The organism is Pseudomonas sp. NPDC090208 (genome assembly GCF_044746785.1).
Classification (GTDB): domain Bacteria; phylum Pseudomonadota; class Gammaproteobacteria; order Pseudomonadales; family Pseudomonadaceae; genus Aquipseudomonas.
The window spans coordinates 528,434-540,322 of sequence record NZ_JBIVCU010000003.1 but is presented as its reverse complement, the minus strand read 5'-3'; the positions used below and the strand labels follow the sequence as shown (position 1 = coordinate 540,322).

9 protein-coding genes are annotated in these 11,889 nt (G+C 61.5%); 5 read left to right on the top strand and 4 right to left on the bottom strand.

Annotated features, from left to right (window positions below):
• Positions 1–3: 3 nt before the first annotated feature.
• The 4 genes from ACIPL0_RS08110 to ACIPL0_RS08095 form a co-directional block, all read right to left on the bottom strand.
• Positions 4–1,245: an FAD-dependent oxidoreductase gene (locus tag ACIPL0_RS08110; RefSeq protein WP_400595270.1), complete on the bottom strand. Its 1,242-nt coding sequence runs from the start codon at positions 1,243–1,245 to the stop codon at positions 4–6.
• Positions 1,227–2,132 carry a bifunctional methylenetetrahydrofolate dehydrogenase/methenyltetrahydrofolate cyclohydrolase FolD gene (gene folD / locus ACIPL0_RS08105; RefSeq protein ID WP_400595272.1) on the bottom strand — a complete coding sequence of 302 codons (906 nt, stop codon included), beginning with the start codon at positions 2,130–2,132 and terminating at the stop codon, positions 1,227–1,229. Before folD ends, ACIPL0_RS08110 begins: the two co-directional genes overlap by 19 nt.
• The gene (purU, locus tag ACIPL0_RS08100; protein WP_400595274.1) at positions 2,129–2,995 is read right to left on the bottom strand and encodes a formyltetrahydrofolate deformylase; all 867 of its coding nucleotides are present in this window, start codon (positions 2,993–2,995) and stop codon (positions 2,129–2,131) included. Before purU ends, folD begins: the two co-directional genes overlap by 4 nt.
• A 1,557-nt stretch (positions 2,996–4,552) precedes the next feature.
• Positions 4,553–5,155 carry a helix-turn-helix domain-containing protein gene (locus ACIPL0_RS08095; RefSeq protein WP_400595276.1) on the bottom strand — a complete coding sequence of 201 codons (603 nt, stop codon included), beginning with the start codon at positions 5,153–5,155 and terminating at the stop codon, positions 4,553–4,555.
• 289 nt (positions 5,156–5,444) lie between these two features.
• On the opposite strand from ACIPL0_RS08095, the gene glnT reads away from it, so the two are divergent.
• From glnT to ACIPL0_RS08070, 5 genes are all read left to right on the top strand, one after another.
• Positions 5,445–6,779 carry a type III glutamate--ammonia ligase gene (glnT, locus tag ACIPL0_RS08090; RefSeq protein ID WP_400595278.1) on the top strand — a complete coding sequence of 445 codons (1,335 nt, stop codon included), beginning with the start codon at positions 5,445–5,447 and terminating at the stop codon, positions 6,777–6,779.
• 123 nt (positions 6,780–6,902) lie between these two features.
• The gene (locus tag ACIPL0_RS08085) at positions 6,903–7,808 is read left to right on the top strand and encodes a glutamine amidotransferase family protein (RefSeq protein WP_400595280.1); all 906 of its coding nucleotides are present in this window, start codon (positions 6,903–6,905) and stop codon (positions 7,806–7,808) included.
• An 11-nt stretch (positions 7,809–7,819) separates the two neighbouring features.
• The gene (locus ACIPL0_RS08080) at positions 7,820–8,503 is read left to right on the top strand and encodes a protein glxC (protein ID WP_400595282.1); all 684 of its coding nucleotides are present in this window, start codon (positions 7,820–7,822) and stop codon (positions 8,501–8,503) included.
• 15 nt (positions 8,504–8,518) lie between these two features.
• Positions 8,519–9,853 carry an FMN-binding glutamate synthase family protein gene (locus ACIPL0_RS08075; protein WP_400595284.1) on the top strand — a complete coding sequence of 445 codons (1,335 nt, stop codon included), beginning with the start codon at positions 8,519–8,521 and terminating at the stop codon, positions 9,851–9,853.
• A 219-nt stretch (positions 9,854–10,072) separates the two neighbouring features.
• Positions 10,073–11,395, top strand: coding sequence for an ammonium transporter (locus ACIPL0_RS08070; RefSeq protein ID WP_400595286.1), 1,323 nt, complete (start codon positions 10,073–10,075; stop codon positions 11,393–11,395).
• Positions 11,396–11,889: the final 494 nt, after the last annotated feature.

The following is an 11,889-nucleotide window of genomic DNA, read 5'->3' as shown; positions in this document are numbered from 1 at the left end:
TCCTCAGTGGCTGGCCGCTGTCGCGCCCATTTCGTTGACTTGCCGGAAGGTCGAAAAACGCTCCAGACCGAACGGCTTGATCAAGTCCGGCACCTTGCCGCCGCTGGCGACCAGCTCGGCCATGGTCTTGCCGCAGATCGGCGTGGCCTTGAAACCCCAGGTGCCCCAGCCGGCGTCGAGGTAGTAATTCTTCACCGGCGACAGGCCCATGATCGGGCTGTAATCCGGGGTCATGTCGGTGATCCCGGCCCACTGGCGCATCAGCTTGGCGTTGGCCAGGAACGGGAACATTTCGATGGCGTGGGCCAGCAGGCTCTCCTTGAGGTCCAGCGTCGAGCGGGTGTTGAACAGCGGGTACGGGTCGGAGCCGCCGCCGAACACCACCTCGCCACGGCTGGTCTGCTGCACGTAGCAGTGCAGGGTGGACGAGCTCACCAGCGGGTCGAGAAACGGTTTGAACGGCTGAGTGACCATGGCTTGCAGCGGGAAGGTCTGGATCGGCGAGCGGATGCCGGCTTTCTTCATCAACTGCGAGCTCATGCCAGCCACCGCCTGCACCGCGCAGCCGCATTTGATCGTGCCGCGATTGGTCTTCACGGCGGTGATGGTGCCGTTTTCGATGACCAGTTCCTGCACTTCGGTGAGCTGATGAATTTCCACGCCGCGTTTCGCCGCCTGCTTGGCGTAACCCCAGGCCACGGCGTCGTGGCGCGCGGTGGCGCCGTCGATGTGCCAGAGGCCGGCGATCACCGGCAGATGGCCCGGATCGAGGTTGAGGGTCGGCACCAGTTCGCGGATCTGCTGGCGATCGATCATCTCGGTGCGGCCGCCGAAATGCTTGTTCACTTCCGCACGCTGGCGGAACGAACGCACGGTGGCGTCGGTGTGGGCCAGGGTCAGCTGGCCGCGATGGGAGTACATGATGTTGAAGTCGAATTCGTTGGACAGACCTTCGAACATCCGCACCGATTCGGCGTAGAAACGCACGCCCTCGCTGGTCAGGTAGTTGGAGCGGATCACCGCCGTGTTGCGCGCCGTGTTGCCGCCGCCCAGATAGCCCTTTTCCAGCACCGCGATGTTGCTGATGCCGTGGTATTTCGACAGGTAGTACGCCGTGGCGAGGCCATGTCCACCGCCGCCGATGATCACCACGTCATAGCTCGACTTCAGTTCTTTGGGCGCCGGCAGGTCGACCTCGACCGGGTATTCCGCGTTGAGCCCGTATTTCAGGAGATTAAAAGGCATGGGGCCTCCAGAGAATGGCGTTGGGCCTGGGCTTGCTGCACGGCAGCGATCAGGGTGTTTTTCATCAGAAAGGCGATGGTCATCGGCCCGACGCCGCCGGGTACCGGGGTGATGGCCGAGACCTGGGGCAGGGCGCTGTCGAAATCGACGTCACCGACCAGTCGACTGCGGCCGTCCTCTTCAATGCGGTTGATACCGACATCGATCACCACCGCGCCGGGCTTGAGCCAACTGGCGTCGATCATTCGTGGCCGGCCAACGGCGGCGACCACGATATCGGCCTGCCGACACAGGGCCCTGGCGTCGACACTGCGCGAATGCACCACGGTCACCGAGCAATGGGCCTTGAGCAGCAGGGCGGCCATGGGTTTGCCGACGATATTGGAGCGGCCGATCACCACCGCATGCTTGCCGCCGAGGTCGCCGCAGGTGTCTTCCAGCAGCTGCATGCAGCCGCTCGGCGTACAGGGCGTCAGCACGTCGCGGCCCTGGCTCAGGCCGCCGACGTTTTCACTGTGAAAACCGTCAACGTCCTTCTCCGGCGCGATGGCTTGCAAGGCGCGGGTTTCTTCGATCTGCGCCGGCAGCGGCAACTGCAGCAGAATGCCGTTGACGCTGTCGTCGTGGTTCAACTCGGCGATCAGTTTGAGCAACTGCGCTTGCGTAGTGTCGGCGCCGAGGCGGTATTCCAGCGAACGGATGCCGGCTTCCTCGGCGCGCAGGATCTTGTTGCGCACATAGACCTGACTGGCCGGATCCTGCCCCACCAGAATCACCGCCAGCGCCGGTTCGATCCCGTCCTTCTTCAGGGCCAGGACGTCGCTTTTCACCTGAGCCAGCACCTGCGCGGCGGCAGCCTTGCCGTCAATCACTTTAGAGGCGTTCACCGGAAGATCACCGTTCTGTCGTTGTTGAGGAAAACCCGGTGCTCCAGGTGGTACTTGACCGCCTTGGACAGGGCCACGGTTTCGGTGTCACGGCCGGTGGCGACCAGGTCGTCCGGCAGGTAGACGTGATCGACGCGCTGTACTTCCTGTTCGATGATCGGTCCCTCGTCGAGGTCGCTGGTGACGTAGTGGGCGGTGGCACCGATCAACTTCACGCCGCGTTCGTACGCCTGGTGATAAGGCTTGGCGCCCTTGAAACCGGGCAGGAACGAGTGGTGGATGTTGATCGCCCGGCCCGACAGTTGCTTGCACAGGTCATCGGAGAGGATCTGCATGTAGCGGGCCAGCACCACCAGTTCGGTGCCGGTTTCGTCCACCACCTTCATCAGCGCGGCTTCTTGCTGGGCCTTGGTCTCTTTGGTCACCGGCAGATAAATGAAGCGAATGCCCTCGCGCTCGGCCATGGGCCGCAGGTCGAGGTGGTTGGACACGATGGCGGTAATGGTCATGTCCATCTCGCCCTTGTGATAGCGGTAGAGCAGGTCGGTCAGGCAGTGGTCGAACTTGCTGACCATCAACAACACCCGCATCGGCTCGCGGGTGTCGTGCAACTCCCAGTGCATGTCGAAGGCGCTGGCGACGTCGGTAAAACCGGTTTTCAACGCCGTGATATCGCCGGAGTGACCGTCGTTGAAACGGAACACCGCACGCATGAAGAATTTGCCGCTGAACTCATCATCGAACTGCGCCATTTCACCGATGTAGCAACCGTTGCCGGCCAGATACGACGTCACCGCCGCCACAATGCCGGACGTCGCCGGGCAACTGATCTTGAGAATGAAATGGTTCTTTTCGTGTTGCATGGCATGTCCTCTGGAAAATGGCGGCAGCTCGGCTCAACGCAAAAGCAAAGGGGAATTTCAGGGGTAAACACTATTTTCAAGGATGAATAAAAATTCCTGATGGGAATTAAATATTCTCTGTTGCGGTTTTATAGGCGAAAAGGGAATGGAGCGTCCAGAGGTTTCTGGAAACTTTTTTAACTGGTGGGAAAATTTTGATTGAGACTGCGCTTTTGTGAAATGGCGCCGTAGCAGTCCGGCTTGCCGGCGGTAGCGGTCTTGAGATTGCTGCTGCAGGGCTCTTGGGTGTTGGAAAAGGTTGTGGTCACTCAAACATTTTGTGGGAGGGAGCTCTGCTCGTGATAGCGGTGGGTCAGATAAAACAGGATTGTCTGGACGGACGCCATCGCGAGCAGAACTCCCTCCCACGGATGTGAAGTGTTTGCTGGATGTCGGTATGGCAACTCGATCTGAAAGACTCTGCAGGCGCCGGCGTGCTGGCGAATATGGCAGATCAAACACTACTGGATTGCCTGACCTACCGCCTTCGCGGGCAAGCCCGCTCCCACAGGGAGTGTGTGTCGCCGGCTTTTGATCTGGTTTTTGATCTTGGGGCCCCGTTCCAGAAGGCCGAACGCAGGCGGTGCGTAGTGGCGCCGAGCGGCATGGATGTCGCGAGAGCCGCGTGGGCCATGGATGGCCCATTCGCGGCGGGCCCACGGAGCGTCGCCGGAGTGAGGGAACATCGAGCCTAGGCGAGGTGCCGTATGGCGGGGTATGGAGCCCTTGGTTACTTGGGGCTTTTCCAAGTAACTCGCCGTGAGGCGAAACAAGGCTGCGTTAGCAGCTAAGGCGTCAGACCAGACAAACCGAGTGCACAGGATTTACGACGACTTCGTCGCCGGTCGCAGGACAAGCCAGCTCCTACATTTGACCGCGTCACTCGCCGTCAGGCGAAACAAGGCTGCGTTAGCAGAGCCGGCGTGCTGGCGAAGATGGCAGATCAAACACTGCCGGATTGCCTGACCTACCGCCTTCGCGGGCAAGCCCGCTCCCACAGGGAGTGTGTGTCGCCGGCTTTTGATCTAGCTTTTGATCTTGGGGCCCCGTTCCAGAAGGCCGAACGCAGGCGATGGGGAGTGGGTCGAGCGACAGGATGTCGCGAGAGCCGTGTGGGCCATGGATGGCCCATTCGCGGCGGGCCCACGGAGCATTGCCGGAGTGAGGGAACACCGAGCATTAGCGAGGTGCCGTATGGCGGGGATAAGAGCCCTTGGTTACTTGGGGCTTTTCCAAGTAACTCGCCGTCAGGCGAAACCAAGCTGCGTTAGCAGCTACAGCGATCAGTCAGACAAATCGAGTGCATAGGTTTTACGACGACTGCGTCGCCGCTCGCAGGACAAGCCAGCTCCTACATTTGACCGCGTCACTCGCCGTCAGGCGAAACCAGCTGCGTTAGCAGCTAAGGCGTCAGACCAGACAAATCGAGTGCATAGGTTTTACGACGACTTCGTCGCCGGTCGCAGGGCAAGCCAGCTCCTACAGGGGGCATGCGTTCATTCAGCGGCGCCTCCACGATCATTCCCCCGACGTCCCATAGTTCATGATCGACAACAACCGGATAGGCACCTGCACCAACTCCTCCGGACCATGCGGCACGTCGCCGTCGAAAGTCAGGCTGTCGCCGGCTTCCATCCGATACAACTGATTGCCATGGCGATACACCAACTCACCCTCCAGCAAATGCAAAAACTCGGTGCCGGGGTGGGAAAAGGTCGGGAACTCCTCGCTGGCATCATCCATCGTCACCATGTACGCCTCGAAACTCTTCTTCGGCCCGCGCGTGTGGTTCAGCAGGTGATAGGTGTGGCCCTTCTCGGTGCCGCGACGCACCACCTCCAGCCCCTCGTCACGCTTGACCAGCAGCGCCGTGCTGCCTTGCTGGTCGTACTGACTGAACAGCTTGGACATCGGCATGCCCAGCACATCGCACAGACGGCTGAGGTTATCCAGGCTGGTCGAGACCTGAGCGTTCTCGATCTTGCTCAACATGCCCTGGCTGATCCCGGCGATGCGCGCGACATCGGCCAGTTTCAGTTCCTGCGCCTGGCGCTGGCGCTTGATCTGAATGCCCAGGTATTGCTCCAGCTTCAGCTTCGGTTGTTCTTCAGGCTTGCTCATCGGCTTTGCACGGTTTCCGTTCAATAATTTTAAATTCGCACCGGGAATGTGCAATTTCATCGCCGCCTGTTCGTTTGGCGGCGGATTATTCCCGTGGTGAAAACGAGTTTCCCATATATAGAGCAGAAAAACCGCCCGTCTCAAGATTCATTCACTGGCATACCCAATTGGCAAGACGCTTGCATTCCTGAAGGGAAAGTAAATTTCCTGATTGGAATAACCAACCGTCAGGCCACGAAACACCGGTTGTTGACCTCAACGTTTTGCCTTTCGCCAGGAGTGAATGCTCATGTTGCCACCCGAAACACAGCGGTTGATCGAGGAACACGGTATCAAGTACGTGCTGGCTCAGTTCGTCGACATCCATGGTTCGTCCAAGACCAAATCGGTGCCGGTGTCCGGCCTCGAAGCGGTTGCCGAAGACGGCGCTGGCTTTGCCGGTTTTGCCATCTGCGGCATGGGCATGGAGCCCCACGGTCCGGATTTCATGGCCAAGGGCGACCTGTCCTCGCTGACCCCGGTGCCGTGGCAGAAGGGTTATGGCCGCGTGGTCTGCATCGGTCACGTCGAGGGTAAACCCTGGCCCTACGACAGCCGTTACGTGCTGCAGAAACAGGTCGAGCGCCTGAGCGACCGCGGCTGGACCCTCAACACTGGCCTTGAGCCGGAATTCAGCCTGTTCAAGCGCGACGCCGGCGGCCGCCTGCAACTGGTCGACGCCAGCGATGCGCTGGACAAGCCGTGCTACGACTACAAGGGCCTGTCGCGCTCCCGGGAGTTCCTCGAACGCCTGACCGAAGCCCTGCAGCCAGTGGGTTTCGACATCTATCAGATTGACCACGAAGACGCCAACGGCCAGTTCGAGATCAATTACACCTACAGCGATGCCATGGAGTCGGCAGACCGTTTCACCTTCTTCCGCATGGCCGCCGGCGAGATCGCCAACGACATGGGCATGATCTGCTCGTTCATGCCCAAGCCGGACCCGAAACGCGCCGGCAACGGCATGCACTTTCACCTGTCGATCAGCAGCGCCAGCAACAAGAACCTGTTCCACGACGCCAGCGACCCGAGCGGCATGGGCCTGTCGAAACTGGCCTATCACTTCGCCGCAGGTCTGTTGGCCCACGGCCCGGCGCTGTGTGCCTTCGCGGCGCCGACGGTCAATTCCTACAAGCGCCTGGTGGTCGGCAATTCGCTGTCCGGCGCGACCTGGGCACCGGCCTTCATCGCCTTCGGCGCCAATAACCGCTCGGCCATGGTCCGCGTGCCGTACGGCCGCTTGGAGTTCCGCCTGCCGGACGCCGGCTGCAACCCGTATCTCGTCAGTGCCGCGATCATCGCCGCCGGCCTGGATGGCATCGATCGCAGGCTGGAAATCGACAACGTCTGCAACGAGAACCTCTACAAGCTGAGCCTGGAAGAGATCGCCGCCCGCGGCATCAGGACCCTGCCGCAGTCGCTCAAGGAAGCCTGCGATGCGCTGGAAGCCGACCCGCTGTTCGCCGAAGTGCTGGGCAATGAAATCGTCGGCGAATTCATCAAGCTCAAGCGCATGGAGTGGGTCGAGTACAGCCGCCATGTGAGCGATTGGGAGATCCAGCGCTACACGGAATTCTTTTAGCCACACGTTTCAAGCTGCAACCCGCAAGAAAAAGCGGGTCTGCGGCGAACACAGAATTTTCAATCAACTCGGACAGCTTGCAGCTGATGGCTTGCAGCTTCCGAACGCAGTGAGGCTGCCTTTATGTGCGGAATTGTGGGTTTGTACCTGAAAAATCCGGCGCTGGAATCCCAGCTCGGCAAGCTGTTCGAACCGATGCTCGAAGCCATGACCGACCGTGGTCCGGACAGCGCCGGCTTTGCCATCTATGGCGATGAAGTGGCCGATGGCTGGGTCAAGCTGACCCTGCAGGCCACCACCGAAGGCTATGACTTCAAGGCGCTGATCGGCGCGCTGGAAGGCAAGCTGGCCGCGCCGCTGGACTGGTTTCAGAACGCCAGCGCCATCGTCCTCAAAATTCAGGCCGACGAAGCCGCCGTACGTGCCGCCCTGGCCGAGCTCGCGCCGAGCGTGCGGATCATGAGCGCCGGACAAAGCATCGAGATTCTCAAGGGCATGGGCTTGCCTCGGGAGATTTCCGAGCGCTTCGGCCTGGCCTCGATGAAAGGCAGCCACATCATCGGCCACACCCGCATGGCCACCGAAAGCGCGGTGACCATGGAAGGCAGCCACCCGTTCTCGACCGGCGCCGACCTGTGCCTGGTGCACAACGGCTCGCTGTCCAACCACTCGCGCCTGCGCCAGAACCTGCGTCGTGAGGGCATTACCTTCGAAACCGAGAACGACACCGAAGTGGCCGCCGGCTACCTGACCTGGCGCCTGCAACAGGGCGACACGCTAAAACAGGCGCTGGACAAGTCGCTGGAAGACCTCGACGGCTTCTTCACCTTCGCCATCGGCACGCGCAACGGTTTTGCCGTGATCCGCGACCCGATTGCCTGCAAGCCCGCGATCCTCGCCGAGACCGACGACTACGTCGCCATGGCCTCGGAATATCAGGCGCTGTCGAGCCTGCCAGGCATCGAGAAAGCCAAGGTCTGGGAACCCGTTCCCGCCACCATGTACATCTGGGAACGCGAGTCGGCTTAAGGAGCACGCACATGAAAACCATCGATCTTTCCACTGCCAGCGTGCGTGACCTCAACCAGGCGCTGCACGATCAAGTGAACAACGTTGAAGAACGTGAGTGGGTGGTGACCCATCCCAACGGCGCCCATAACCTGGCGGTCGGCGTCAACGAAGCGGTGTCCGTGGATATCCAGGGTCACGCCGGCTACTACTGCGCGGGCATGAACCAGAAGGCGTCGATCACCGTACACGGCAACGTCGGCGTCGGTTGCGCCGAAAACATGATGTCCGGCTATGTGCGGGTCGAGGGCAGCGCCTCCCAGGCCGCGGGTGCCACCGCACACGGCGGCCTGCTGGTGATCGAAGGCGATGCCGGCGCGCGCTGCGGCATTTCCATGAAGGGCGTCGACATTGTGGTCGGCGGCAGCATCGGCCACATGAGCTGCTTCATGGGCCAGGCCGGGCGCCTTGTCGTCTGCGGCGATGCCGGCGATGCGCTGGGTGACTCGTTGTATGAGACGAAGATTTTCGTCAAGGGCAAGGTCGAGTCGCTGGGCTCTGACTGCATCGAAAAAGAGATGCGTCCCGAGCACATCGAGGAGCTGCAGGCGCTGTTGAACAAGGCCGGTTTCAACGAGAAAGCCAGCGACTTCAAGCGCTACGGCTCGGCCCGTCAGCTGTACAACTTCAAAGTCGACAACGCCAGCGCGTACTGAGTCAGGAGCATTCCCATGAGCGAATCCAACACCCCGAAAGCAGCGCCGGTCCTGCGCGAGTCTGCCACCTTCGACCGCCTGGCGATCCAGGAAATCCAGCGTGCCGCCGAGACCGGCATCTATGACATTCGCGGTGGCGGCACCAAGCGCAAGCTGCCGCACTTCGACGATTTGCTGCTGCTCGGCGCCAGCGTGTCGCGTTACCCGCTGGAAGGCTATCGCGAGAAATGCGGCACCGACGTGATCCTCGGCAACCGCTTCGCCAAGAAACCGATTCACCTCAAGATTCCGGTGACCATCGCCGGCATGAGCTTCGGCGCGCTGTCCGCCAATGCCAAGGAAGCGCTGGGCCGGGGCGCCACCATCGCGGGCACCAGCACCACCACCGGTGACGGCGGCATGACCCCGGAAGAGCGCGGCCAGTCGCAGCATCTGGTTTATCAGTACCTGCCGTCGCGCTACGGCATGAACCCGGACGATCTGCGCAAGGCCGACGCCATCGAGATCGTGCTGGGGCAGGGCGCCAAACCGGGCGGCGGTGGCATGTTGCTGGGCATGAAAGTCACCGAGCGTGTGGCAGGCATGCGCACGCTGCCTATCGGTGTCGATCAGCGCTCGGCCTGTCGTCACCCGGACTGGACCGGCCCGGACGATCTGGCGATCAAGATCGCCGAAATCCGTGAGATCACCGACTGGGAAAAACCGATCTACGTGAAGATCGGCGCCAGCCGCCCGTATTACGACGTCAAGCTGGCGGTGAAGGCCGGCGCCGACGTGATCGTCCTCGACGGCATGCAAGGCGGCACGGCGGCGACTCAGGAAGTGTTTATCGAGCACGTGGGCATCCCGATTCTGCCGGCCATTCCACAGGCCGTGCAGGCACTGCAGGAAATGGGCATGCACCGCAAAGTGCAGCTGATCGTCTCCGGCGGCATTCGCAACGGTGCCGACGTGGCCAAGGCCATGGCCCTGGGTGCAGACGCGGTGGCCATCGGCACGGCGGCGTTGATTGCCTTGGGCGACAACCATCCGCGTCTGGATGACGAGCTGAAGAAGATCGGTTCGGCGGCGGGCTTCTATGACGACTGGCAGAACGGTCGTGACCCGGCGGGCATCACCACCCAGGACCCGGAATTGTCGAAACGCCTGGACCCGGTCGAAGGCGGGCGCAGGTTGGCCAACTATTTGCGTGTATTGGTGCTGGAAGCGCAAACCATGGCCCGTGCCTGCGGCAAATCCCACCTGCACAACCTTGACCCCGAGGACCTGGTGGCCCTGACCGTGGAATCGGCGGCCATGGCCCGGGTGCCACTGGCAGGGACTTCGTGGATTCCGGGGCAGCAGTATTGATGTAGAGGTCGCACCGATCTTCTGTAGGAGTGAGCTTGCTCGCGATGACGGCAAATCAGCCACTGCAAGGGTGTCTGACAAATCGCCATCGCGAGCAAGCTCACTCCTACAAAGTCATTGGCGTTCATGACACCCACTCAAAGAGGCCAGCCAAGGCCCGATGCTTGATCACACCGCTTTCTGCCAGACACTTTTCCATTCATTGCAGGAGCTTCGAAAATGGTTAACCGTCTACCCGGCAAATCCCTTCTTCTGTTGATGGCGCTCGGCGCCGTCCCGCTGGCCCAGGCGGCCGATGCACCGACGTTGAGCACTGGCAGCACCGCATGGATGGTCACCGCCGCCGTTTTGGTGCTGTTCATGTGCCTGCCGGGCCTGGCGCTGTTTTACGGCGGCCTGGTGCGGGCGAAAAACATGCTCTCGCTGTTCACCCAGTGTTTCGGCATCGCCGGGCTGGTGGGCGTGCTGTGGGTGATCTACGGCTACAGCATGGTGGTCGACACCACCAATATGGTCGAGGGTGAGGTCAGCTTCAACAGCTTCGTCGGCGGTCTGAGCCGGGCGTTTCTGGCCGGCATGACCCCGGACAGCCTGGTCGGTGAGATCCCGGAAGGCGTGTTCGTGACCTTCCAGATGACCTTCGCCATCATCACCCCGGCGCTGATCGCCGGTGCCTTTGCCGAGCGCATGAAGTTCTCCGCCGCGCTGCTGTTCATGGCGATCTGGTTCACATTGGTCTATGCGCCGATTGCGCACATGGTCTGGGGCGGCGCCGGCGCGTTGATGCACAACTGGGGCGTGCTGGATTTTGCCGGCGGCACCGCAGTACACATCAACGCCGGGGTTGCTGCGCTGGCGGCGTGCCTGATGCTGGGCAAGCGCAAGGGCTATGAGAACGCGCCGATGCCGGCGCACAACCTGAGCCTGACCATGACCGGCGCAGCGATGCTGTGGGTCGGCTGGTTCGGTTTCAACATCGGCTCCGGTGGCGGCCTCAACGGGCTGTCGGGTATCGTCATGCTCAACACCCAACTGGGCGCCTGCGCCGGCATTCTCGGCTGGATGTTCACCGAGTGGTTCAAGGTCGGCAAACCGAGCGCGCTGGGTCTGGCCAGCGGTGCCCTGGCCGGTCTGGTCGGCATCACCCCGGCGTGCGCCTATGTCGGTGTCGGCGGCGCGCTGGCGATCGGTCTGCTGTGCGGCGTGTTCTGCTACCTGAGCGTCACCGTGCTGAAAAAACGCCTGGGCTACGACGACAGCCTCGACGTATTTGGCCTGCACGGCATCGGCGGCATGATCGGCGCCGTGCTGACCGGCGTGTTCTGCGTACCGTCGCTGGGCGGGTTGGTAGAAGGCGTGACCCTCGGCGGCCAGGTGATTGCCCAGATCAAGGGCGTGCTGTTCACCACGGTGTATTGCTTTGTGGTCAGCTGGGTGGTGTTGAAAGTGGTGAAAATGCTGGTCGGTCTGCGCGCCGACGAGCACGTCGAAGAAATGGGCCTGGACCTGGCCGAGCACAACGAGAGTGCGTACAACCATTGAGTTGAAGCTACGCGTTTTTGTTGTAGGAGCCGGCTTGCTGGCGAAGGCGGTGTGTCAAACGACAGCGACGTCGCAGACCTGACGCCTTCGCCAGCAAGCCGGCTCCTACAGATCGTGTCAACTCAGGAGCTGGCTTGCCCTGCGACCTGCCGGGAACCGGCAGCAAATGCTGGCGACTTTGCAGTCCTGACACACCGCGTTTGGCGGTCTTACGACGGGTTCCCCGCCGGTCGCAGGGCAAGCCAGCTCCTACAGGTCTGAGGTCGGCAACTGTGGGAGCGAATTCATTCGCGATAAGGCCAGTACAGTCGATAGAAATTCATCGCCTGACGCGCCGATTCGCGAATGAATTCGCTCCCACAGGGGACATGCATTTCAGGCCATTACGGCGGTTTGGGCGATACGGCTGCAAGCCGTGCTGCCATGGGCTGTTCACCACCGGACCTGTAGGAGCTGGCTTGCCCTGCGACCTGCCGGGAACCGGCAGCAAACCC